Origin of the sequence: Limnobacter sp. (assembly GCF_036405155.1) — a bacterium.
Lineage (GTDB): Bacteria > Pseudomonadota > Gammaproteobacteria > Burkholderiales > Burkholderiaceae_B > Limnobacter.
Genome location: NZ_DASWYD010000010.1, coordinates 24,198 through 47,285 on the forward strand (window position 1 = coordinate 24,198; position 23,088 = coordinate 47,285).

A 23,088-nucleotide genomic window follows, 5' to 3' on the forward strand; every position below is an offset into this window, starting at 1 on the left:
GTGCTTGCCATGGGCTATTTCGACAAACATGTATTTTTCTGCACCAATCAGCGGGACAACAATGAAAACTGTTGTGCCAACTGCAACGCGTCGGAAGTGCATGCCCACGCCAAAGCACGCATCAAACAACTGGGCTTGAATGGCGCCGGAAAAATCCGGATGAACAAGGCTGGCTGCCTGGACCGTTGCGACGAAGGGCCTGTGCTGGTGGTCTACCCTGAGGGCGTTTGGTATACCTACGTGGACCAAAGCGACATTGACGAAATCATCGACAGCCACCTGGTGGGCGGCCAGGTGGTGGAACGGCTGCGCTTGCCATGAACCCGAAAACACGCCATGAGATTTGGCAAGGTGCAGCTGGCCCCATCGAAGTCTCGATTGATGAACCGAGTGGAGACCTGAAGGGCTTGGCGGTGATTGCACATCCGCACCCGCTGTTTGGTGGCACCAAAGACAACAAAGTGGTACAGACCCTGGCCCGTGCCTTTCTGCAACTGGGCTACGTCACCCTGCGGTTTAACTTTCGCGGTGTGGGCCAAAGTGCTGGCACCCATGACCATGGGCACGGCGAAACCGATGATCTGGTGAACTTGCTGAACACAGCGCGGTCTACCCTGCTGCCGACTCACTTGCAGCACGAGCCGGTGGCGCTGTCCGGGTTTTCATTTGGTGCATTCGTGGCCAGCCATGCTGCGCTGCGCCTGCGCGAGCAAGGCGTACCGATGGGAAAACTCGTCTTGGTGGGCACAGCCACCAGTCGTTTTCAAGTGGCCGATGTACCGGCAGACACCTTGGTCATTCATGGTGAAACCGATGACACCGTGCCTTTGACCAGTGTTCTGGAGTGGGCGCACCGTCAACAGCTGCCTGTATTGGTGATGCCCGGCGTCGAACATTTTTTTCATGGCAAGTTGCCTCAACTGAAAGACCTGGTGGTGCGTTACTACCCTGCCTGATCGATCGACCGCTGTCCCTCGGTTGTTGAAGCCAAAGCCCAACCCATCCCATCAAGAGGAGCCTGTTTTGTTTAAGTCTGGATTGTCCCGTTTCACCCGCTGCTTTGGCCTTCTTGCAGTGTCTGCAAGCCTGGGTCTGAGTTCCTTGTCTGCCCAAGCGGGCGTGATGCCCCCTTCACCTGAAATTGGTGCCAAAGGCTATGTGCTGCTGGATTTGACCACCGGACAAACCCTGGCCGATTTCAACAGCCACGAGCGCCTTGAACCCGCCTCGCTGACCAAGCTGATGACGGCTTACCTGGCTTTTGCAGCGCTGGAGTCCAAACAGATCAAGCCCGATCAGGTGGTCCCCATTTCCACCTATGCGTGGAAAGCAGAAGGCTCACGCATGTTTGTTGAACCCAACAAACCCGTGACCGTGGATGAGCTGCTGAAGGGCGTGATTGTGCAATCCGGCAACGACGCTTCACGGGCCATTGCCGAACTGCTGGCGGGTGATGAGGCCAACTTTGCAACGCTGATGAACCGCGAAGCGCAACGCCTGGGCATGAAGGAAACCAGCTTCAAAAATGCCACCGGCCTGCCCGACCCGCAGCACTACACCACCGCCAATGACCTGGCCATTCTGGCCAAGCGGATTATTCTGGACTTCCCCACCCACTACAAGCTGTATTCCACCAAGGAATACACCTACAACGGCATTCGACAGCCCAACCGCAACCGTTTGCTGTGGATCGACCCCTCCGTGGACGGCATGAAAACCGGCCACACCGAATCGGCAGGCTACTGCCTGATCAGCTCGGCCAACCGCAAACTACCCAACGGCAGTGATCGCCGCTTGCTGGCCGTGGTGCTGGGCACCGCATCGGACCAAGCCCGCACGCAGGAGAGCCTGAAGCTGCTCAACTATGGCTTCCAGATGTTCGACACCGTGAAGTTGTACTCAGCCCGCCAGCCCATTGCCACCAGCGTGGTGTACAAAGGGCAGGAAAAAGAAATCAAGCTGGGTGTACCCAAAGACCTGCTGATTAACGTGCCCAAGGGGGCTGCAGCCAACCTGAAAGCCTCGGTTGAAAAGAAGGAAAGCCTGGTGGCCCCCATCAAGGCTGGCACCGTGCTGGGCAACCTCAAGTTGACGCTGGACAACGAAACGCTGGCCACTGTGCCGCTTCAGGCCTTGAGCAACGTGGAAGAAGCGGGCTTTTTTGGTCGCATGGTGGACTCGGCCAAAATGTGGATCAACAACTAAGCACTGGGGTGTTGTATGAATGTCATCGGTTCAGACCCTGAAAAGAAAAGCCTGATTGAATTTCCGTGCCATTTCCCCATCAAGGTGATGGGAAAAAATGTGCCCGAATTTGCACAGGTGATTTGTGATTTGCTGATTGAAATCAACCCAGGGTTTGAACCGGCTGGCGTGAACATGCGCCCCAGCACCAAAGGCACTTACATCAGCCTGACCTGCAAAGTGCGGGTGGAGAGCCAGGACCAACTGGATGACATTTACCGCGCGTTGTCTGGGCATGAATTGGTGTCGGTGGTGCTGTGATGTTGCCGGGCTCATGACGTGAGCCGGATCTGTACAACCCCTCAGCAAAACCGGTTGCCCGTGCCGAACGCCCCCCGAATGAAAAGGTTGCCCCGCGCTTTCGAACCGTCCCGAGAACTCGCCACTGCGTGGCTCAAACATCTCGGTCCGTGTGTTCGAATGCTGTGCGGGTCAAACCGATCGGGGGGCTGACTCTTCGGCGCCGGGCATACCGGCATTGCTGGGGCATGGCACCGAGCTTGTTGGCGGAACCGGTTCTGCGGCCTACGCGGTTCACCTCCCCTGCAGCGACAGTCAGGGCCATTGGCCCGAGCGCGACAAACAGGCGCGGTGGGCGCAGCCGCTAGGCTGGCCCAGAGGTCGATCCCGACTCGCTGTTTGGAGGGGCGACCTCAGCGATCGTGAGGCTCAGCGAGGGAAACACCAATGGACCGTCGCCAAGGGGTGTGACCGTGAAGTGCCGCAGTCAACCCAACGCCAACAGCGAGCCATACATCCAATTAGCGGCGTGTAACGCGATTAAACCCCATACCGCGAACGGTATTCCTTCACCTTCTCGTACCACCCCGCCAGGCGCACATTGGCCGACTGGGTCAACAAGTAGCGCAGCAAATCGGCTAGGTTGGCAATGGCAATCACGGGAATGCCGTAGTGCTGTTCAACTTCCTGAACAGCCGAGTGCTCGGTGTCTGCACCATCGCGCACGCCTTTCTCCATGCGGTCCAGTGCAATCAGCACGGCAGCCGGCTCTGCACCACTGGCGCGAATGATGTTGACCGACTCACGCACGGAGGTACCTGCAGAAATGACATCATCAATAATGACCACTTTGCCTTCCAACGGAGCACCCACCAGGGTGCCACCTTCGCCATGGTCTTTGGCCTCTTTGCGGTTGTAGGCAAAGGGCACATCGCGGCCCAAGCGGGCCATTTCCATGCTGGTACCCGACACCAAGGGAATGCCTTTGTAAGCAGGGCCAAAAATCATGTCGAACTGAATGCCGCGCTCGGCGGCTTTTTGCATCAAGGTTTGTGCGTAAAATTCAGACAGGCGCTGTAGCGACGAACCAGTGTTGAACAAACCCGCATTGAAGAAATACGGCGACATGCGGCCAGCCTTGGTTTTGAATTCACCGAATCGAAGCACCTGCTTTTCAACGGCAAACTGAAGAAACTGGTCGGACAATGTTGATTGGGACTCGGCCACGGGCAACCTCACACTTTCTAGATGCACTGCACAATGACACGCATTATCTCAGCAAATCTGAACGGAATCCGTTCTGCACACACAAAAGGTTTTTTCAACTGGATGGCCCACAGTGGTGCCGACGTGGTGTGTGTTCAGGAAATCAAGGCACACCTGTCGGACCTGAGCGACGAGCACAAAGCGCCCGCAGGCTACATTGGCCATTTCATGGCCGCCGAGAAGAAGGGGTACAGCGGCGTGGGTTTGTACAGCCGAGTAGCACCTCTAAACGTGGCGTACGGTTTGGGCAACGCCGAGTTTGATGCGGAAGGCCGCATGGTGACCGCCGAATTCGACAACCTCGTGGTCAGCTCCATTTACTTTCCATCGGGCAGCAGCGGCGAAGAACGGCAAGAAGCCAAGTTTCGCTTTCTGGACCATTTTCAGGGTGTGCTCGACCGGTTTGAACACAGTAAAAAACCGGTGGTGCTGTGCGGTGACTGGAACATTGCCCACCGCGAAATGGATTTGAAAAACTGGAAAGGCAACCTCAAGAACTCCGGCTTTTTGCCCGAGGAACGCGCCTGGATTGGCGAAGTGATTGGCAAACGCAATTGGGTGGACACCTACCGCGAACTGTACCCCGATGAAACCGACGGTTGCTACACCTGGTGGAGCAACCGTGGTCAAGCCTACGCCAAGAATGTGGGGTGGCGGATTGACTACCAAATGGCCAGCACGCACCTGAAAGGCAAGATCAAAGCGGCCAGCGTGTACAAGGCTGAAAAGTTTTCAGACCATGCCCCGCTGATTGTCGATTACGACCACCCGCTTTGACCCACCAAGCACAGGCTCACGCCGTGAGCCTGGCCTTCAAAATGTCATTCACCTGGGCTGGGTTGGCCTTGCCACGGGCAGCCCGCATCACCTGGCCCACCAGGAAGTTGAATGAGGCTTCCTTGCCAGCCTTGTACTCAGCCACCGGCCCGGGGTGGGCAGCCAGCACCTCATCCACCATTTTTTCAACAGCGCCGCTGTCTGAAATTTGCTGAAGGCCTTCCCCTTTGATGCAGGCATCCACATCGCTGTATTTGCCGTCCCACAGGGCAGCAAACACCTGCTTGGCGGTTTTGTTGTTCAACGTGCCATCGGCAATTCGGGCCACCAATGCCGCCAGTTGTGCGGGTGCCAAGGGCGCTTCAGCGGGTGTTTTCTCATCGCGGTTCAGGCTGGCAGAGAACTCGCCCAACAACCAGTTGGCAACGGTTTTGGCCTTGTCGTTTCCTGCCACCGCCAGGGTGGCTTCGAAGTAGTCGGTCATCGCCCGGCTGGCGGTCAAGGTTACTGCATCGTAAGTGGGCAGACCCAGTTCGCTTTCGTACCGGGCCTGCTTCTGGCCGGGCAACTCAGGCATCTCACCCTTCACCCGCTCAATCCATTCGCTCGCAATCGTCAGCGGTGGCAGGTCGGGGTCGGGAAAGTAACGGTAGTCCTCGGAGTCTTCCTTGCTGCGCATAGATCGGGTCTCGTTGCGGTCCGGGTCGTATAGGCGGGTTTCCTGTTTGATCACACCACCGTCTTCAATGATCTCGATTTGCCGCTGGGCCTCGTACAAAATGGCCGCGTGTAAAAACTTGAAGCTGTTGAGGTTTTTGATTTCGCAACGGGTACCAAATTTTTCCTGGCCCTTGGGGCGCACCGACACGTTGGCATCGCACCGGAAACTGCCTTCCTGCATGTTGCCGTCGCAAATGCCCAGCCAGGTTACCAGCGTGTGCAGGGCTTTGGCATAGGCCACGGCCTCGTCGGCACTGCGCATGTCGGGCTCGGTCACAATCTCCAGCAACGGGGTGCCTGCACGGTTCAGGTCAATGCCCGATTGCCCGGCGAAGTCTTCGTGCAGGCTTTTGCCAGCATCTTCTTCCAGGTGTGCGCGAGTCAGCCGCACGGTTTTCATTTGGTCGCCCAGCAAGAAGCTGACCGAGCCACCTTGCACCACCGGGATTTCAAACTGGCTGATTTGGTAGCCCTTGGGCAGGTCGGGGTAAAAATAGTTTTTGCGGGCAAACACCGAGTGCTCGGCCACCTTGGCCCCCACCGCCAAACCAAAGCGAATGGCATGCTCCACGGCGCCCTTGTTCATGACCGGCAGCACACCGGGCAAGGCCAAATCCACCGCGCAGGCTTGCACGTTGGGCTCGGCGCCAAAAGCAATGCTGGCACCCGAAAAAATTTTGGACTTGGTCATCAATTGGGCGTGGGTTTCAAGACCCACCACGATTTCCCATTGCATGTGGAAACTCCTTTAAGCCGGGGTGCGAAGGTGCCAGTCGGTGGCCTGCTGGTAATGGTCTGCCAAGGCCAACAATTCACCTTCCTTGAAATAATTGCCGATGAGCTGCAAACCCACCGGACGGTTTTTGGCGCCAAAGCCCACGGGCACGCTCATGCCGGGCAAACCGGCCAGGCTGGTGCTCAGGGTGTAGATGTCGGCCAGGTACATTTGCACCGGGTCTGCATTCAGTTCGCCAATATTCCAAGCCACCGTGGGGCTGACCGGGCCAGCAATGAAGTCGCACTGCTGAAAAGCGGACTGAAAGTCCTGCGCGATGAGGCGGCGCACTTTTTGCGCCTGCAGGTAATAGGCATCGTAATAGCCATGCGACAACACATAGGCCCCCACCATGATGCGGCGCTGCACCTCCAGCCCAAAGCCCTCGCTGCGGGAGTTCTCATACATGGACTTGAGGTCGGTGTAGTCGGTGGCGCGGTGGCCATAACGCACCCCATCAAAGCGCGACAGGTTGGAACTGGCCTCGGCGGGCGCAATCACGTAATACGCAGGAATCGACAACTCGGTGCGCGGCAGGCTGATGTTCACCAATTGCGCACCCAATGCTTCCAGCTGCTTTAACGCCTGGTCAATGGGTGAGCGCACATCGGCGGCCAGGCCATCGCCAAAAAACTCAGCCGGCAAACCCACCCGAACGCCGGCCAAGGGCTTGGCGGCATCACCACCCCGCAGGGGCTTGCCCAGCAAGGCAGTGAAGTCCTCGGGGCCCTGCGCAGCGGCTGGGCGCTGCACACTGGTGCTGTCCTTCGCGTCAAAACCCACCATGGCATTGAGCACCAGTGCACAATCCCGCGCATTGCGGGCCATGGGGCCGGCCTGGTCCAGGCTGGAGGCATAGGCAATCATGCCGTAACGGCTACACGAGCCATACGTGGGCTTAATCCCGGTAATGCCGCACAGAGAAGCGGGTTGGCGAATGGAGCCGCCGGTGTCGGTCCCGGTGGTAAACGGCACGGTGCCCGCCGCGACAGCCACGGCGGAGCCACCGGATGAACCCCCAGGTACCGCAGACGTGTCCCAAGGGTTCAGGCAGGGTCCAAAGGCGCTTTTTTCGTTGGACGAGCCCATGGCGAACTCGTCGCAGTTCAACTTGCCAATGTTCACAGTGCCCGCTTTGTTCAAGCGGTCCACCACCTCGGCATCGAAGGGGCTGATGTAGCCCTTCAACATCTTCGAGCCTGCTGTGCTGGCCCAGCCACGGGTCACAAAAATGTCTTTGTGCGCCGTGGGTATGCCCAACAAGGCACCCGTTTCACCAGCGGCCAAGCGGGCATCGGCGGCTTTGGCCTGTTCCAGCGTGAGTTCTTCGCGGATGTCGATGAATGCATTCAGGGCACTGTTGGCTTTGGCATCGGCCAATGCTTGCTGTGCCAGCTCCGTGGCACTGGCCTGCTTGCCGTCGAGCAAGGCGCGCAGTTCGGAAATTCCTTGGGGTTTGGAAGACATCGGGGTCACCAGAATTCGGAAATCGGTCGAATTGAAAAAGAAAGGGGCGAGTCAACGCAGGTGCCACACGCCCCGTTACGGGTGTGTGGTCATTCAATGACCTTCGGCACAAGGAACAAGCCGTCCTGGGCTGCAGGCGCGTTGGCCATGTTGAGCGCCCGCTGGTTGGCCTCCGTGACAGCATCTTCGCGCAAGCGAAGGGCAATGGGCTGAATCAGCGACAGCGGGTGGGCCAGTGGCTCCACCCCCTCGGTGTTGGCACTGGCCAGGCGATCGGCCAAGGCCATGATGTTGTTCAATTGCTGTTCCAGCGCCGGGGCCTGCTCAGCCTGCAGTTTCAGGCGTGACAGGGCTGCAATTTTGGCGATTTGACCGGAATCAAGCGACATAAAAATCTCCGCGTCGGGGCAGGCCTGAACATCGCCTCTAAACGATGCAAAAGCCGCCGGGTGAAAGTCTTGGTTCAATCAAGAAGCATTATTTTATAGGTTATCATCAGGGATTACGCCAATTAAGAACTGAAGCATCACATTAATGGCGTCTCGGGACATCATAGAGCTCCGCGGGCTTGGCGGCTCTCCAACCACACGTACAGGTTAAATTCACACCATGTTTGGCTTTCTTCGCAGCTATCTCTCCAACGATTTGGCCATTGACTTGGGCACGGCCAATACCCTGATCTACGCCCGCACCAAAGGCATCGTGCTGGACGAGCCGTCGGTGGTGGCCATTCGCCAGGAAGGCGGCCCCAACGGCAAAAAGACCATCACAGCGGTTGGCCTGGAGGCCAAGCAGATGCTGGGCAAGGTGCCGGGCAACATTGAGGCCATTCGCCCCATGAAAGACGGCGTGATTGCCGACTTCACGGTTACCGAGCAAATGCTCAAGCAGTTCATCAAGATGGTGCACGAAAGCCGTCTGTTCTCCCCCAGCCCGCGTATCATCATTTGCGTGCCCTGCGGCTCCACCCAGGTTGAGCGCCGCGCCATTCGCGAAAGCGCCTTGGGTGCGGGTGCATCCCAGGTGTACCTCATTGAAGAACCCATGGCCGCTGCCATTGGTGCAGGCCTGCCTGTGTCCGAGGCTTCTGGTTCCATGGTGGTGGACATCGGCGGCGGCACCACCGAAGTGGGCATCATTTCACTGGGCGGCATGGTGTATGCCGGCAGCGTGCGCGTGGGCGGCGACAAATTCGATGAAGCCATCATCAGCTACATTCGCCGCAACTACGGCATGATGATCGGCGAACCCACCGCCGAAGCCATCAAAAAGCAAATCGGCTCTGCATTCCCCGGTTCCGAAGTGAAAGACATGGAAGTGACTGGACGCAACCTGTCCGAAGGCATTCCACGCCGCTTCACCATTTCGTCCAACGAAATTCTGGAAGCGCTGACCGAACCGCTGAACCAGATTGTGTCGGCTGTGAAGTCTGCGCTGGAACAAACACCGCCCGAACTGGGTGCCGACATTGCCGAGCGCGGCATGATGCTGACTGGCGGTGGTGCACTGCTGCGCGACCTGGACCGCCTGTTGATGGAAGAAACTGGCCTGCCCGTGCATGTGGCCGAAGACCCGCTGACCTGCGTGGTGCGCGGCTGTGGCCTGGCACTGGAACGGATGGACAAGCTGGGCACGATTTTCACCAGCGAGTAAATTCAACACCGTTCGCAAAGGGTGGCAATAATCCGCCCTTGCAGAACCCCTGACAAGCCGACCACCCAACGGCTTGCCGCATGCAACACCCAAAGCCTGGCCCTGCGCCGGGCTTGCTCAATTTAGGCCCTGGCCTGAAAGATGCCCATGGAGTACACACCACCGCCACTGTTCAAGCAAGGTCCGTCGGCCCGGGTGCGGCTGCTGGCCTTTGTTGCGCTGTCGGTGTTGCTGCTGTTTCTCGACGCGCGCTACAGCGCCATGGAGGTGGTGCGCAAGGGTTTGGGCACGGTGCTCTATCCTCTCCAAAGGCTGGCCAGCCTGCCGGTTGAACTGACCGAGGAGGGGATGGACTACCTCACCAGCCTGGACGCACTCAAAACAGACAATGAGCAGCTCAAGCGCGACCGCCTGTTCAATCGACAAAAACTGCATGAACTGGACACCCTGAAAGCGGAAAACCAGAAGCTTCGCAAACTCATGGGCGTGGGTTCGGTGTTGCAGGTTAAGCGCACACTGCTGACCGAAGTGGTGAGCGATGCCAGCGACCCGTTTTCCAAAAAGATCGTGTTGAACAAAGGCCTCATTCAGGGCGTGAAAGAAGGCATGCCCGTGATTGATGAACTGGGCTTGGTTGGGCAAGTAACGCGCGCCTTTCCCAGCCGGGCAGAGGTGTCACTGATCACCGACAAAGAGCAGATCGTGCCGGTGGAAAGCCTGCGCAATGGTTTGCGCAGCGTGGCCTACGGCGGGGCCGAAGGTGGGCTGCTGGAGCTTCGTTTTCTGGCACCCAATGCCAACATCGACAAAGGCGACCTGCTGGTCACCTCCGGCCTTGATGGCGTGTACCCACGCGGCATCCCGGTGGCCCGGGTCAACAGCGTGGAGCGCAATGCCCGCTACGCGTTTGCCAGCGTGTACTGTCAACCCATCGCCGGTGTTGAAAGCCACCGCTTCATGTTGGTGCTGGACACCGAGAAACCGGCTGAGCCTGCCGAAGCTGCCAGCAAAGCACCGGACAGCACAAACACGCGAGTCATCCCCCCGCCTCCAACCAGCCACAGCCCAACCCATGTTCCCAGCAAACCTGCGGAGGTGAAAAATGGGCCTTAATGCTGCCAACAGCCCCGAGATCCTCCGGCCAGTGAACCCCTGGTTCATGGCGCTGTCCCTGTTTGTGGCCATGCTGTTGCGTTTTATTCCAGTTGACCGCGACTGGCTCATGCCCGACTTTCTGGCGCTGGTGCTGGTGTTCTGGAACATTCGCCAACCCCGACGCATTGGCATTGGGGCAGCCTGGTGCTTTGGCGCCATCATGGACGTGCATTCTTCGAGCGTGTTTGGTGAACATGCCCTGGCGTACACACTGTTGTCGTACTTCGCCATCACCATCCACCGCCGGGTGATGTGGTTCTCGCCGCTGATGCAGGCCGCGCACATTTTGCCGCTGCTGCTGGCTGCACAGGCTGTCACAGTTGTTATTCGTGTGCTGTTTGGTGCCAACTTCCCCGGCATGTGGATTTTTGCGGAAAGCTTTTTGACCGCCGCCCTGTGGCCGCTTACACAATTTGTGCTGATTGCGCCACAAAAACTGCCGATGAACAGGGATGAAGACCGGCCGATATGACTGAGTTCAACCACCCCGAACAGATCCTCAAGCAATTCCGGTTTCGACTGTTTCTCGCCGGGGTTTTTGTGGTGTGCCTGTTCGGTGTGCTGGTGGCCCGCTTGTTGTGGCTCCAAGTCATCAGTTATGACAAATACAAATCCATCGCGGAAGACAACCGAATCAGCATCGTACCCGTAGTGCCCAACCGTGGTCTGATTCTGGACCGCAACGGCGTGGTGATGGCCAACAACTACTCCGCCTACACACTGGAAATCACCCCGTCGAAAATCAAAAACCTCGACGACATGCTCAATGATCTGTCCGAGGTGGTGGACATCACTGCACTGGACAAAAAGCGCTTCAAAAAGCTGAAAGCTGAAACCAAGCGCTTTGAGTCCATACCCATCCGCACGCGGTTAAGTGATGAGGAAGTGGCCCGGTTTGCGGTGCAAAGCTACCGCTTCCCCGGTGTTGAAATTCGGGCGCGACTGTTTCGCCAATACCCCCATGGCCCGTCGGCCGCGCACCTGCTGGGCTACATTGGCCGCATTTCCCAAAAAGACCAGGAGCGCATTGAAGACCTGGACATGCAGGACAACTACCGGGGCACCACCTACATTGGCAAAGACGGCCTGGAAAAGCGCTACGAAACCGAGCTGCATGGCTTGACCGGCTTTGAAGAGGTGGAAACCTCGGCCGGCGGACGCGCTGTGCGGGTGCTGTCCAGAAAACCCGCTGTGCCAGGCCGCAACCTGATGCTGTCCATTGACATACGCCTTCAACAAGCCGCCGAAAAGGCACTGGAAGGCCGTCGTGGCGCGTTGGTGGCCATCGACCCGGCCACGGGCGATGTGCTGGCCTTTGTGAGCGCCCCCAGTTTCGACCCCAACCTGTTTGTGGAAGGGATTGATTTTGAGAACTGGAAAGCCCTGAATGAAAGCCCGGACAGGCCCCTGTTGAACCGCCCGATTGCCGGCACCTACCCACCCGGCTCCACATTCAAACCGTTCATGGCCATGGCCGCGCTGGAAAAGGGCTTTCGCACCTACGGACAGGTGCTGCGCGACCCCGGATTTTTTGATTACGGCGGCCGCCGCTTCATGGACGACAAAATTGGCGGCCACGGCGCGGTGGACATGTACAAGTCCATTGCTGACTCCTGCAACACCTACTACTACATGCTGGGCAGCGAGATGGGCATCGACAACATTTCCGACTTCATGGCGAAGTTTGGATTTGGCCAACACAGCGGCATCGACCTGGACGGTGAGCGCATCGGCGTGTTGCCATCCAAGGAATGGAAGGCCAAAACATTCAAGCGACCCGAGTTGAAACGCTGGTACAACGGCGAAACCGTGTCGGTGGCCATTGGCCAAGGCTACAACGCCTACACCCCGCTACAACTGGCGCATGCAGTGGCCATGCTGTCCACTGGCGGACTGGACGCCAAACCCCGGTTGGTGAAAGCATTCCAGAACCCGGTCAACGGTGAAATTGAAGACCGCCCTGTGGACAGTCACCAAACCCTGGAATTGAAAGCCAACAATGTAGAGAACATCAAGGCTGCCATGCGGGGGGTTGTGCTGGAAGGTACGGCCCGTGCGGTGTTTGCCAATGCCCCGTACGAAGTGGCGGGTAAAACTGGCACTGCGCAGGTGTTTGGTCTGAAAAAGGGCGAATCGTACAAGGACAAAGCGCAGGAAGAACGCTACCGCGACCACGGCTGGTTCATTTCCTTTTCGCCCCTTCAAAAGCCCCGCATTGCGCTGGCTGCCATTGTTGAAAACGCAGGCTTCGGCAGTCAATCGGCTGCGCCCGTGGTGAAGGCCGTGCTCGACAAATTCTGGGAAATTGAAGGCATCCCGAACCCGGTAAAACCGGTGGGCAAAGCCGTGCCGCCTGTGACCGATGAGGAGCGCCAAGGTGAATAGATCCATTCAGCGCGAGCCCCTGTGGCCAAAAATCAAACCCTATTTCTCGGTGTTTGACCCGGCACTGACCACGGTGCTGTTCATCGTGATGCTGTTTGCCCTGGTGGTGCAGTACAGCGCAGCCTACAACTTTGAAGGCCGCATGGCCGACCACCTGCGCAATTTCATGGTGGCGTTTGTGGTGATGTGGGCCACCGCCAACTTAAAGCCCCAGTTCATGATGCGGGTGGCCCCGCCACTCTATATTTTGGGGGTCATCCTGCTGATTGCCGTTGAACTGTTTGGGGACATTTCCAAAGGCGCGCAGCGCTGGCTCAACCTGGGCTTTGTGCGCATTCAACCCTCGGAGATCATGAAAATCGCCATGCCGCTGATGCTGGCCTGGTTTTTCCAGCAACGCGAGAACGTGTCAGGCTGGCGGGAATTCGTGGTGGCCACCGTGCTGCTGGGCATTCCGGGTGTTCTCATTCTGAAGCAACCTGACTTGGGCACCGCCATGCTGGTGTTTGCATCGGGCTTCTTTGTGATTTTCTTTGCGGGTTTGTCATGGCGTGTCATGGGTGGCCTGTTGGTGGCCTTTTTGGCCAGCCTGCCCGTGTTGTGGAACTTGATGCACGACTATCAACGCCAACGCGTGCTCACGCTGATTGACCCCACGTTGGACCCCCTTGGCAAAGGCTTTCACATCATCCAGTCGACCGTGGCAGTGGGCTCGGGCGGCTTCACCGGCAAGGGTTTTCTGCAAGGAACACAAACCCACCTGGAGTTCATTCCCGAACGCACCACCGACTTTATTTTTGCCGTACTGGCCGAAGAGTTTGGGCTGCTAGGGGCCTTGGTGCTGTTGCTGCTGTACACCTGCCTCATCATCCGGGGGTTGACGATTGCAGCCAACGCGCCCACCCTGTTTTCCCGTTTGCTGGCAGGAGCCATTTCCCTCATCTTCTTTGTGTACGGCTTTGTGAACATTGGCATGGTGAGCGGCATTTTGCCCGTGGTGGGTGTGCCATTACCCATGATGAGTTACGGCGGTACCGCCATGGTGACCTTGGGCATGGGCGCTGGTATTTTGATGAGCATCAACCACAACAAGAAGTTGGTGCAAACCTGATGGAAGTCACCCGCGATTGGGCCCGTCTAAACCTGACCCCGGCGTTTGAGCCATTCGCCCGGCGCTGGCGCGACGCAAACAGCCCGGAATCATCGCAATTCATTCCCTTGTTGATTGAAGATGCAGGCTCACGCACAGGCTCAATCCATGAGCCTGTGCAAGGCTTCATTCAACAAACCCGCGTGCAAACCCTTGAGGCCGCACTTCAACACCTGCAAATTCCCCACGGGTGGGCGGGCACAGCCTTACAGATGTCGCCACAACAACCGGGCAATTCCACCAACAGCTTTCAGCGCTTGGCAGAATACCTGCGAGACCAACATGTGTTGACTGGCTGGCGCGGCGAAACCCAAGCCATACAGGCCAAGCGGGGCCAAGTGATTGCCCATGCGGAGCGGGCCTTGTTCAAGTGGTTGGGCCTGTGCAGCGAAGCGGTGCATGTGCATGTAGAAACACCCGACGGCCTGGTGTGGCTGGGGGTGCGTTCCGACCGAAAAACTGAAAACCCGGGCATGCTGGACAACCTGTGCGCTGGTGGCGTGTGCAATGGCGAAACACCTGAAGCCACACTGTCTCGGGAACTGCTTGAAGAAGCCGGTCTGACATTGAACGATTTTGAACAGCTGGAATGGCTGTACGGCCCCGATGCCCCATTGCGCATGAATCGCCCGTTGCTGGTCGGCGGCTGGCACCATGAATGGGTGCATGTGGTCCGTGCCGTGATCAAGCCTGGGGTGTGGCCCCGCAATCAGGATGGCGAGGTCCAAGCGTTCAACTTGATGAGCCGAGCCGCTTGCATCCAAGTCGTCAATGACGGGCGCCTGACGCCCGATGCCGGGCTGTGCACAGCTCTGGCCCTGTCCAAACACTGAAGGAAAAAGTCGTTATGTTGTTGGGAATGAAAGGCGTGTCACTGCGCATCGGCACCATGGTGCTGCTGGACCAAGTGGACTTTTCGCTGGAAGAACGCGAGCGTGTGGCCTTGCTGGGCCGCAACGGCACTGGCAAAAGCACGCTGTTTCGTGTGCTGATGGGGCACACGCAACCGGAAGACGGGCAAGTTATCCGCCGTGATGGACTGCGCGTGAGTTGTCTGGAACAGGCCGTGCCCCATGAAGTGGACGCCACTGTGTTTGACGTGGTGGCTCAAGGGCTGGGGCCCATCGGGCGCTGGGTCAATGTGCTGCACACCAGCCACGCCAACCCCGGCGCCATCGACAACACGCAACTGGAGCAGGCACAGCATGAACTGGCCGAGCACCATGCATGGCACCTGGAAAGTGAGGTGGAGCAAACCCTGTCGCGCTTCAAGCTGGATGGCGGGCAGCCCTTTGCCAAGCTTTCCGGCGGCATGAAGCGCAAAGTGATGCTGGCCCGCGCCCTGGTGAGCAACCCCGATGTGCTGATGCTGGACGAACCCACCAACCACCTGGACATTCCCAGCATTGAATTGCTGGAAGAGCAGATTCGCCAGTTCAGAGGGGCGGTGATTTTTGTCAGCCATGACCGCAGCTTTATGCGCAAGCTGGCCACCCGGGTGTGCGACCTGGACCGAGGCCACTTGAAAAGCTGGTCCGGTGGCTATGAAGGTTACTTGAAAGGCAAGGCCGAGTTTTTGGCAGCCGAAGAAAAGGCCATGGCCCTGTTCGACAAAAAGCTGGCCGAGGAAGAGGTTTGGATACGTCGTGGCATTGAAGCGCGCCGCACCCGCAATGAAGGGCGTGTGCGCGCCTTGATGGACATGCGCCGCCAGTTTTCGGAACGGCGCAATGTGTTGGGCACCGCCCGTGTGCAGGTGCAAGAGGCGGACCGCAGCGGCAAAGTGGTGGCCGACATCGAAGGGCTCAGCCTGACGCTGGATGGTTTTCCGATTTTGCAGAATTTCAGCAACGTGATTTTGCGCGGCGAGAAGATTGGTTTTTTGGGCCCCAACGGGGTTGGGAAAACCACCGCCCTGAAAGCACTCTTGGGGCAAATCAAGGCGGACGCCGGCACAGTCAAACTGGGTACCAAGCTGGAGATTGCGTACTTTGACCAGTTGCGCAGTCAATTCAATGAAGCTGACACTGCGGTGGACATCATCGGGGCAGGCAAGGAATTCATCACACTGGATGGGCAGCCTCGCCATGTGATTGGCTACCTGCAAGACTTTTTGTTCACACCCGACCGCGCACGCCAACCGGTTCGCAGCCTGTCCGGTGGCGAACGCGCCCGCCTGCTGCTGGCCCAGTTGTTCTCAGCCCCGTCCAACGTCATGGTGCTGGACGAACCCACCAATGACCTTGACATTGAAACCCTGGAGTTGCTGGAAGACAAGCTGATGGCCTACCAGGGCACATTGATTCTGGTCAGCCATGACCGGGAATTTCTCGATCAGATTGTGACCCGCTGCTGGGTGTTTGAAGGTGACGGCCAGGTGGGCGACTATGTGGGTGGATACACCGACTGGTTGCGCCAACGCACTGTAGACCCCTGGCAGGACAAGCCGATGGGCAAGGCAGCAAAGCCGGCAGAAGCTTCCAACCTGCAGGCTCAACCTGTGAGCCCGGCGCCCAAGGGAAAAAAGCTGAGCTACAAGGAACAACGGGAACTGGAAAGCTTGCCCAGTTTGATTGAACGCCTGGAGGCTGAGCAAGCTGAGCTGGTGAATACCATGGGGGAACCGGCGTTTTATGAACAAGCAGCTGATGCAATCACCAAGGTACAACAACGCATGCAGACGCTGGAAACCGAATTGGCCACGGCCTATGTGCGCTGGGAAGAACTGGAAAGCAAGATCAACGGATGAGCCCGCACAGCGGCGGCTCATGCACAATCATCGCAGTCGCCTTGGGCGGCCAGTGGAGTCCAGCACAATGCCCAGCGACTCCCAAATTCGGCTGGCCTCCTCATAGGCGCAAGCCAGCTGCAAACGCATGCCGTAAAATGCCAAATCCTCACGGGGCGTGCTGGGTAGATTGGGCACACGGGCTTCCAGCAGGTTGCGTGCAGTCCATTCACTGGCGATGGAAAAGCTACCCGCCAGAACGCGCCCACCAGTCAGTTTTCGAACTTCCCAAGTGAAGTTTTGCCCCCACCCAAATTCGACCGAATTGGGAAAATGCACCCGAACATCATCCAGCTGCTGCACCCAAAAGCGTTTGCCTTGACCATCAAAAATCAGGAGTGACCCTTCCCGAGGCAAATCACCCTTGAACACAAACTCGGGAAATCGATTGAGCAACATCGCACCATCCTTGGGGGACACAACATCCAAACCCAAAAAGCGCGGCTCGGGTTGGTTGCCCCGCCGTGGATACCTCACCAGCCATTGTTCCGCAATGTCATGTTGCAATGGCGTTAAAGCCTGCACCGTGGGCTGTGCGCCAAAACGCACCGACACAAACTGGTCTTTCAACAGCAACCTTGCCGGCCCCTGATACACCCGTCGGTTGCCAGTGGCCCGCACCATGAGTGACAAGCGTGCCCCCTTGGCCAACACAATGCTGTGGCCAGGCACCAAACGGTGCAAAGGCAGGGCATCGTAGGTTTGGCGGTTCTCGTTGGTGATGGACACCCGGCCCGACACGGCCAGCACCAAGGCCGTGGGCTCCAGGGGCAACAAATCACCAGACGGCAGCGCATGGGCCGTGTGGAGCTGAAAAAAAATCAGCGCGCCGCAGAACAACAGCCAAACTTTTTTCAATACCATCCCACCAGCGAGAAACCCACGCCCAAGTAATCCGACTTGTAATTGTAGTCAATCAAGCTCTCGCCATAACCGCTGAAATACTGGATATGCCCCCGCAGATTGCCGCTGATGGGAATTCCCCAGTCCAACTGGATGGCCCCGCGGGAGCGGTCGCCCCCCCGGAAGGTGTGACGCGCCAGCATGGACAACTCGTGGCCGTGGGTTTTGTGTACCAGCAAAATATCGCCACGCCCCATGTAGTCGCTGATGTCGGGGTTGTCGTCTGTTTCCTTGGCTTCGGAAATGCGCACCCAAGGGCGAATTTGCAGCAGCGTGTTTTCACGCTCCAGCCCAACCATGCCGATCACCCGGTTCCATGAACGCGACAAGGGCAATGCGCGGCCATTGGACTGGTGATTCAGGCTCAACCCCAACAGCCGGGGCTTCCAGCCCGTGGCTTCGGCAAATTCATTCCAGCTGCTGCGCCAGGTGAACATCACCTCCGGCTCGTAATTGGTTTCCCGAAACGGTTTGGATATGGCACTGTTGTAGACCTGCCAGCGGCTGGACTGGGTGTAGCCAAACCAGACATCACCATTGTCACCCACGAGGTTTTCCAACACCTTGGTTTTCAGACTGAGCTGGAACTTGGCCTCGTTCTGGTCCAGGTTCTCGGGTGTGGTGACGGTGTTCAGTGGGTTGGGGCTGCTGGGGCGGGTGTTGGGTGTGCGGTTGTGAATCAGCGGCAGCAGGTAAACCGGCTTGTACGGGCGCACCTGGAAAGTGCCTCGCTTGGATTCTGGCGACAATTCCCACCGCTGGTCCAGCCAGGACAAGGTGCTGTCGCTGGTGTTTTTGTACAGCAGCAAGCCGCCATCCAGTGGTGCTGCCACCTCGGGCGCTTTGCCACCTTGCGCCACTTGCGCGCGCCCGGTCGCGTCGTCAAAGCAGCGCAAACGCAATTGGTCATCTTCCAGGAACAAACATTTCCGCAATGCCTGCTCATCCAGGGTTTTGTAATGAATGTCCTCGGCATGTGCCGAAGCCAGTGCCCCCAGAAGGGCAGTCAACAACAAGGTGCGCTTCATGATTTGGACTGTAAAGAGGATGCGTTGGCGAAAGTCTCTCACATTTGGTTACAATCACAGCATGGTTTCTTTCCGGTTCAAGAAAAGTTCATCGACCAAAGACCCGTCCGCCACCGGCGCAGGACGGGAATACACCATTGATGAATTGGCCCGAACGGCCAACACCACGGTGCGCAACGTGCGGGCTTACCAAGACCGTGGCCTGTTGGCACCGCCCGAAAAACGTGGGCGCGTTGGCTTTTACAGTGAAGACCACCTGTCACGGCTCAAGCTGATTGGCCAAATGCTGGGCCGGGGCTACACCTTGGGCAACATTCAGGAAATGCTGGATGCCATCGACAAAGGCTACGACCTGCGGCAATTGCTGGGTTTAACGCATGCCATCACCAGCCCGTGGACGGACGAGGCCCCCAAGAATTTCAACCCGGTGCATTTGGCCACAATGTTTGGCACCAACCTCAGTCGGGGTGCTTTGGCCCGCACCATTGAATTGGGTTTGCTGGAACCCGATGGCTTGCGTTACCGGGCCACCAGCCCCAAGATTTTGCACGCCGGCGCTGAAATGGCCGCTGCCGGCATTCCGCTGATGGACCTGCTGGAGTTGATTGCCTCGCTGCGCAGTCACTTGGAAAGCTTCTGCGACCAGGCCGTATCCCTGTTCGTCAAAGAGCTGGACCAGTACGGCGACAACCTGCCGCCCAAAGAAGAGTTGCCGCGCTTGGCACAACTGATCTGGAAAATTCGGCCATTGGCCATGACAGCGATTGAATCGGAAGTGTCGCGTGCGCTTCAAAAGTCAGCCAGCAAGTTTGTGGACGAACGCATCATGGGTTTGCTGGACAAAATGGCCGAGGAGGCACTGCCCGGCCTGAACCTGTCTGGCATCAAACCCGATTGGTCCATGCCCGCTGCCCCGTCTCAAAGCGAACCACCAACCGAAGCCTGATCAGGTCTGCACTGGCGGCTGCTGCCGACCATGCTCATTCAACACCAACCACAAGGTGTTGCCCTCTGTGGTGGATTCGTAATCAAAACGGGATGAGATCAGGTGAATGAACTTCAACCCCATGCCACCTTCCGGCAATCGATTCAGCTCGGTCTCGTCATTGATGGTGCAGCGCTGTGCGATGGCGTCCAACACCATCGCGGGAATGGGTTTGCCGTGGTCGCTGATGACAATGCCCAAGGCGTGCTCAAAGGCCAGCACTGCAATCACGGCGGGCTTGGGTCGTTCGGCCCGAAAACCATGCACCATCACATTGGTCAAGGCTTCGGACACGGCCAGATCGGCGTTGTACGCCACCTGGTCGTCGTAGCCCAAGCGTTCTGAAAATGCGCGCACCGCTTGGCTTACCGTGCCAATGCTGGTCGTGTCGCACACCAAGCGATAGGCCATGCTGTCGCGCAAGTCGCCCAAATGCAGGGTTTCGCATTGTGCCTCCAGCCGGTCGCGGGTTTGCACGGCAAGGCTCAGCAACCGCTGCTTCCAGTATTCCATCTGGTTCGGCGCAAAGTCCCAGGTTTGTACATCAAACTGCTCGCGCCACTGAATACCACTGAGCATGAAATCCTGCAGGTTGTATTCAAGCACCGGGTTCAAACTCAATAAGCGGGCAAACTCGTCCTCAAGCCTGCAATTGCCCTGCCAACGCGCATCATCGGGCAACAAAACCGACTCGGTCCACACGGCTGGGTCAGTCAGGCCAAGGCCTTCAGCGCACACGGACGGGTAAATGAACAGTCGGCTGCCGGGCTTGACCAAGTCCTGAAAAATGACCTGCCCCTGGGGTGCATTCACGGCCTGAAAAAGCGGTGCCTCGCCGGGCTGCGCAATCAACACAGACCAGTTACCCAAGCCGGCCAGCAACAGCGAACCCTGATCAAGATTCAACAAGCCATACAGCAAATCGAACGGTCGACGTTTGGCTCCCAAGGAAGGGGAAATTTCCATCAACTCGGCTTGAACCAACGCCGGTGAGGCCAAGTGGCGGCGCAACTTTGAACTCGACGGGTCTTGCGGGAACAGCACCTGGGTCGCGCGGTCCAGCGAGAACCAACGGGACAGGGCCATGGCCTGCAAGGCGGTGGAGGTGTCGTCGCCCGGCATGGAAATCATGAAAAAACCGTACTCATTGGGCTGGGTTTCCAGCAAGCCCATTTGCTGACCACAGACATAAGCCTGGGGCTGATACAACATTTGCAGGGCAAACGGCCAGGGTTCGGTTCGGGTTTTGGGCAACAGGGCACGCTGAATGCGGGACACTTCCCGCATGTCACGCTGCAAGGCATCGTACAGTGCAGCCAGTTCGGAATGGCGTGACTCGAGACTGGTGTGAAGGTCTGCAATGCGTTCGGCTGTCTTGAGGCGAACCTTCAATTCACTGGGATTGACCGGCTTGGTGAGAAAATCGTCAGCGCCCACCCGCAAACTGTTGAGCAAGTCATTGCGGGTGGCAAAGCCCGTGATCATGATGATGTAAATGTACGAGTCCTGATGTGATCGAACATACTCACACAGTTCAATCCCGCTCATGCCCGGCATGTCCCAATCGGTCAGCACAAAATCGGGTTTGACCGAATCAATCAGGGCCACCGCTTCATGGCCATTTTTCGCCGCGTGAACGCGATAGCCCCAGCTGTTCAGCATGGCCTCGAAAATCCGGAGGAAGCTCTTGGAATCGTCCACAATGACAATCGACCTGGGCGCCAGATTGTCGTCGGTGTACAGCACATGGGCCGGCAATATCTCCTGATGCCGAAACACCGTCTCGCTGGCCTCTTGAGCAGCGTCGGACTCTGCTCCATTGGGCACTGCGACTGGCGACAGGAAACTGTCGGCGGAAAGCATCAGAATGGACACATCGTCCTGAAAGCCATGCTGTTGCACCGCTTTGCCGCCCCATTCGCGAATGCTTTCCTCGATGAGCTTGGGCAGTTGGCCGGGCAGGCCGCCATGCGCATGCACGCGGGACTCGATGCTGCGCAACAATCGTTCTTCACCGAAGCCTTCATCCTGTGGCGACATCACCTCGGTGACACCATCGGAATAAAGCATCAACACATCACCCTGCTCAAGCTGCAGGTCAATGTCCTCGAAATCATCGGTGTCGAATAAACCCACCGGATAACCGCCACCGCCCAGCGTGCGCACGCGCCCATCGGCCTTGATCAACAGGGGCGACGGGTGGCCGGCCTGGCACAGCGAGACTCTCCGGGTCCGCGTGTCGATGAGGCCATAGATCATCGTGAAATAAGACAAATCGGTGTCGGTCTGCTGAAACAGGCGATTCAGCCGTGCCACCACCCGGGAAGGTTGAGCCACGGTGCGGGCTGTCTGGTTACCACCGCCTTGGTCGTACAGCAGGCTGGAGGACGACTGGTCGGCAAACATCTGGACCAACTGCATCGATTTGACAGCGGCCGGCACCCCATGGCCAGACACATCCAGCAAATAGAACCCGTAGACATTGGCTTCAAGCTCGAACACATGCAAGTGGTCGCCTGACACGTACATGGACGGCGCAGACAACCACTGATAATGCAGCCCCGAGAATGGCGACACGGCAGGGGGCAGGTAGCTGCGCTGCAATGCAGAGACTGTTTTGAGGTCATCGGCAATCGCCTTGTGCGCTTGGGCCAGGGCATCGGTTTGGTGCTTGAGTTGGGCCTGTAGCTCAATCCGGCGAACCGCGGACTGCAAACGGGCCTCCAGCTCATTGCTATCAATGGGCTTGCTCAGCACATCGTCGGCGCCCGCGTCCAGCGCCTTGATGAGAAACTCTTCGTCGGACTGCGCCGACATCAAAATCACATAGGTGTATTGTTCAAGTGCCAGTTCACGAAGCTGTTGGCACAGCTCGGTGCCTTGCATGCCCGGCATTTGCCAGTCGGCCAGCACCAACTGGAATTTGTCGTTCTGGATGCGGGTCAGAGCCTCTTGACCACTGGACGCCACTTCAACCCCATAGCCCCACTTGGAAACCATGTGGACGAACAGGCTGCGTTCAACCACCGAGTCGTCCACCACCAGAATGCGAGGCAGTGCCCGGTCAATCATCGGGCTGCTTGAAGGCATCAGTTTTTGCGGAGCGCATCCAGCGCTTTGGGCACATCGTCCACCAGCAAAAACTGGCGATCCATGCGGGACAACTCGAACATCATTCGCACCGATTTGTGCATGCCCACCAGCGCCAGTTTGCCTTGGTGACTCATGACATTTTTCAGCAGCGCCACCAATGCGCCCAGTCCGCCAGAATCCACCAGCTTGACCTGACTGATGTCCACCGCGATTTTGTTTTGTGTGTCAATTTTGGACACCACGGTGTTGCGAATGATGGTACCCACGGCGCTGTCCAGTCGGACTGCGTCAACCCGGACCACCAGTGCGCCATCGAGCTCTTCAGTTGAAATCATGATTCATTGTTCCTTGATGAAGGCCCGTTCAGTCGCGTTGCCAGAATCATCCAAACCCCTTCGTTGTCATGAATAAATGACATGAATACCTTAGCATACGGCGAATATTAAGATATCGTGTGAA

General features: G+C 57.8%; 21 protein-coding genes. 13 read left to right on the forward strand and 8 right to left on the reverse strand.

The window, feature by feature from the left end; translation table 11 throughout:
* Positions 1-9: 9 nt before the first annotated feature.
* From VGE55_RS14290 to VGE55_RS14305, 4 genes are all read left to right on the forward strand, one after another.
* Positions 10-321: a (2Fe-2S) ferredoxin domain-containing protein gene (locus VGE55_RS14290; RefSeq protein WP_331132345.1), complete on the forward strand. Its 312-nt coding sequence runs from the start codon at positions 10-12 to the stop codon at positions 319-321.
* Positions 318-956 carry an alpha/beta hydrolase gene (locus tag VGE55_RS14295; protein WP_331132346.1) on the forward strand — a complete coding sequence of 213 codons (639 nt, stop codon included), beginning with the start codon at positions 318-320 and terminating at the stop codon, positions 954-956. The genes VGE55_RS14290 and VGE55_RS14295 overlap by 4 nt, the downstream gene beginning before the upstream one ends.
* 67 nt (positions 957-1,023) lie before the next feature.
* On the forward strand, positions 1,024-2,205 hold the full coding sequence (locus tag VGE55_RS14300; protein WP_331132347.1) for a D-alanyl-D-alanine carboxypeptidase family protein: 1,182 nt from the start codon (positions 1,024-1,026) through the stop codon (positions 2,203-2,205).
* Between the two features lie 15 nt (positions 2,206-2,220).
* Entirely contained in the window at positions 2,221-2,505 is a 285-nt protein-coding gene (locus VGE55_RS14305) for an HP0495 family protein (RefSeq protein ID WP_414675046.1), read from the forward strand.
* Positions 2,506-3,024: 519 nt separating this feature from the next.
* On the opposite strand, the gene pyrE is transcribed toward VGE55_RS14305, so the two are convergent.
* Positions 3,025-3,711 (reverse strand): orotate phosphoribosyltransferase, encoded by a 687-nt coding sequence (gene pyrE, locus VGE55_RS14310; RefSeq protein ID WP_331132348.1) that lies wholly within the window; start codon positions 3,709-3,711, stop codon positions 3,025-3,027.
* Between the two features lie 33 nt (positions 3,712-3,744).
* Between pyrE and VGE55_RS14315 the strand changes: the two genes are divergently transcribed.
* A complete protein-coding gene (locus tag VGE55_RS14315) occupies positions 3,745-4,527 on the forward strand; it encodes an exodeoxyribonuclease III (RefSeq protein ID WP_331132349.1) in 783 nt (260 codons plus the stop codon).
* Between the two features lie 16 nt (positions 4,528-4,543).
* Here the strand turns inward: VGE55_RS14315 and gatB are convergent, their stop codons facing one another.
* The 3 genes from gatB to gatC all read right to left on the reverse strand — a co-directional run bounded on the left by gatB (position 4,544) and on the right by gatC (position 7,878).
* Complete coding sequence (gatB, locus tag VGE55_RS14320; RefSeq protein WP_331132350.1) at positions 4,544-5,983, reverse strand: Asp-tRNA(Asn)/Glu-tRNA(Gln) amidotransferase subunit GatB; 1,440 nt, start codon at positions 5,981-5,983, stop codon at positions 4,544-4,546.
* A 12-nt stretch (positions 5,984-5,995) separates the two neighbouring features.
* Positions 5,996-7,489, reverse strand: coding sequence for an Asp-tRNA(Asn)/Glu-tRNA(Gln) amidotransferase subunit GatA (gene gatA, locus VGE55_RS14325; protein WP_331132351.1), 1,494 nt, complete (start codon positions 7,487-7,489; stop codon positions 5,996-5,998).
* A gap of 89 nt (positions 7,490-7,578) precedes the next feature.
* Entirely contained in the window at positions 7,579-7,878 is a 300-nt protein-coding gene (gatC, locus tag VGE55_RS14330; protein ID WP_331132352.1) for an Asp-tRNA(Asn)/Glu-tRNA(Gln) amidotransferase subunit GatC, read from the reverse strand.
* 220 nt (positions 7,879-8,098) lie between these two features.
* Here gatC and VGE55_RS14335 point away from each other — a divergent pair, with 220 nt between their 5' ends.
* The 7 genes from VGE55_RS14335 (at position 8,099) to VGE55_RS14365 (ending at position 16,581) form a co-directional block, all read left to right on the forward strand.
* Positions 8,099-9,142 carry a rod shape-determining protein gene (locus VGE55_RS14335; protein WP_256763082.1) on the forward strand — a complete coding sequence of 348 codons (1,044 nt, stop codon included), beginning with the start codon at positions 8,099-8,101 and terminating at the stop codon, positions 9,140-9,142.
* Between the two features lie 147 nt (positions 9,143-9,289).
* Entirely contained in the window at positions 9,290-10,255 is a 966-nt protein-coding gene (gene mreC / locus VGE55_RS14340) for a rod shape-determining protein MreC (protein WP_331132353.1), read from the forward strand.
* Entirely contained in the window at positions 10,245-10,769 is a 525-nt protein-coding gene (gene mreD / locus VGE55_RS14345) for a rod shape-determining protein MreD (RefSeq protein WP_331132354.1), read from the forward strand. The genes mreC and mreD overlap by 11 nt, the downstream gene beginning before the upstream one ends.
* The gene (gene mrdA, locus VGE55_RS14350; protein WP_331132355.1) at positions 10,766-12,682 is read left to right on the forward strand and encodes a penicillin-binding protein 2; all 1,917 of its coding nucleotides are present in this window, start codon (positions 10,766-10,768) and stop codon (positions 12,680-12,682) included. Before mreD ends, mrdA begins: the two co-directional genes overlap by 4 nt.
* Positions 12,660-13,793, forward strand: a complete 1,134-nt coding sequence (gene rodA, locus VGE55_RS14355) for a rod shape-determining protein RodA (RefSeq protein WP_331132356.1) — start codon at positions 12,660-12,662, stop codon at positions 13,791-13,793. Before mrdA ends, rodA begins: the two co-directional genes overlap by 23 nt.
* A complete protein-coding gene (locus tag VGE55_RS14360; RefSeq protein WP_331132357.1) occupies positions 13,793-14,665 on the forward strand; it encodes an NUDIX domain-containing protein in 873 nt (290 codons plus the stop codon). Before rodA ends, VGE55_RS14360 begins: the two co-directional genes overlap by 1 nt.
* A 14-nt stretch (positions 14,666-14,679) precedes the next feature.
* On the forward strand, positions 14,680-16,581 hold the full coding sequence (locus VGE55_RS14365; RefSeq protein ID WP_331132358.1) for an ATP-binding cassette domain-containing protein: 1,902 nt from the start codon (positions 14,680-14,682) through the stop codon (positions 16,579-16,581).
* A gap of 27 nt (positions 16,582-16,608) precedes the next feature.
* Here the strand turns inward: VGE55_RS14365 and VGE55_RS14370 are convergent, their stop codons facing one another.
* On the reverse strand, positions 16,609-17,478 hold the full coding sequence (locus VGE55_RS14370) for a hypothetical protein (RefSeq protein WP_331132359.1): 870 nt from the start codon (positions 17,476-17,478) through the stop codon (positions 16,609-16,611).
* Positions 17,475-18,551, reverse strand: coding sequence for a phospholipase A (locus VGE55_RS14375; RefSeq protein ID WP_331132360.1), 1,077 nt, complete (start codon positions 18,549-18,551; stop codon positions 17,475-17,477). The genes VGE55_RS14370 and VGE55_RS14375 overlap by 4 nt, the downstream gene beginning before the upstream one ends.
* Positions 18,552-18,612: 61 nt before the next feature.
* Here VGE55_RS14375 and VGE55_RS14380 point away from each other — a divergent pair, with 61 nt between their 5' ends.
* Positions 18,613-19,497: a MerR family transcriptional regulator gene (locus tag VGE55_RS14380; protein WP_331132361.1), complete on the forward strand. Its 885-nt coding sequence runs from the start codon at positions 18,613-18,615 to the stop codon at positions 19,495-19,497.
* On the opposite strand, the gene VGE55_RS14385 is transcribed toward VGE55_RS14380, so the two are convergent.
* Both VGE55_RS14385 and VGE55_RS14390 read right to left on the reverse strand, forming a co-directional pair.
* The gene (locus VGE55_RS14385; RefSeq protein WP_331132362.1) at positions 19,498-22,626 is read right to left on the reverse strand and encodes a response regulator; all 3,129 of its coding nucleotides are present in this window, start codon (positions 22,624-22,626) and stop codon (positions 19,498-19,500) included.
* Entirely contained in the window at positions 22,626-22,964 is a 339-nt protein-coding gene (locus VGE55_RS14390) for an STAS domain-containing protein (RefSeq protein ID WP_331132363.1), read from the reverse strand. Before VGE55_RS14390 ends, VGE55_RS14385 begins: the two co-directional genes overlap by 1 nt.
* Positions 22,965-23,088 lie beyond the last annotated feature (124 nt).

Coding starts and splice junctions, on each gene's coding strand:
- VGE55_RS14290 (WP_331132345.1), top strand. CDS start 10: ATGGGCTATTTCGACAAACATGTATTTTTCTGCACCAATCAGCGGGAC.
- VGE55_RS14295 (WP_331132346.1), top strand. CDS start 318: ATGAACCCGAAAACACGCCATGAGATTTGGCAAGGTGCAGCTGGCCCC.
- VGE55_RS14305 (WP_414675046.1), top strand. CDS start 2,221: ATGAATGTCATCGGTTCAGACCCTGAAAAGAAAAGCCTGATTGAATTT.
- VGE55_RS14315 (WP_331132349.1), top strand. CDS start 3,745: ATGACACGCATTATCTCAGCAAATCTGAACGGAATCCGTTCTGCACAC.
- gatB (WP_331132350.1), bottom strand. CDS start 5,983: ATGCAATGGGAAATCGTGGTGGGTCTTGAAACCCACGCCCAATTGATG.
- gatA (WP_331132351.1), bottom strand. CDS start 7,489: ATGTCTTCCAAACCCCAAGGAATTTCCGAACTGCGCGCCTTGCTCGAC.
- gatC (WP_331132352.1), bottom strand. CDS start 7,878: ATGTCGCTTGATTCCGGTCAAATCGCCAAAATTGCAGCCCTGTCACGC.
- VGE55_RS14335 (WP_256763082.1), top strand. CDS start 8,099: ATGTTTGGCTTTCTTCGCAGCTATCTCTCCAACGATTTGGCCATTGAC.
- mreC (WP_331132353.1), top strand. CDS start 9,290: ATGGAGTACACACCACCGCCACTGTTCAAGCAAGGTCCGTCGGCCCGG.
- mreD (WP_331132354.1), top strand. CDS start 10,245: ATGGGCCTTAATGCTGCCAACAGCCCCGAGATCCTCCGGCCAGTGAAC.
- mrdA (WP_331132355.1), top strand. CDS start 10,766: ATGACTGAGTTCAACCACCCCGAACAGATCCTCAAGCAATTCCGGTTT.
- rodA (WP_331132356.1), top strand. CDS start 12,660: ATGAGGAGCGCCAAGGTGAATAGATCCATTCAGCGCGAGCCCCTGTGG.
- VGE55_RS14360 (WP_331132357.1), top strand. CDS start 13,793: ATGGAAGTCACCCGCGATTGGGCCCGTCTAAACCTGACCCCGGCGTTT.
- VGE55_RS14365 (WP_331132358.1), top strand. CDS start 14,680: ATGTTGTTGGGAATGAAAGGCGTGTCACTGCGCATCGGCACCATGGTG.
- VGE55_RS14375 (WP_331132360.1), bottom strand. CDS start 18,551: ATGAAGCGCACCTTGTTGTTGACTGCCCTTCTGGGGGCACTGGCTTCG.
- VGE55_RS14380 (WP_331132361.1), top strand. CDS start 18,613: ATGGTTTCTTTCCGGTTCAAGAAAAGTTCATCGACCAAAGACCCGTCC.
- VGE55_RS14385 (WP_331132362.1), bottom strand. CDS start 22,626: ATGCCTTCAAGCAGCCCGATGATTGACCGGGCACTGCCTCGCATTCTG.
- VGE55_RS14390 (WP_331132363.1), bottom strand. CDS start 22,964: ATGATTTCAACTGAAGAGCTCGATGGCGCACTGGTGGTCCGGGTTGAC.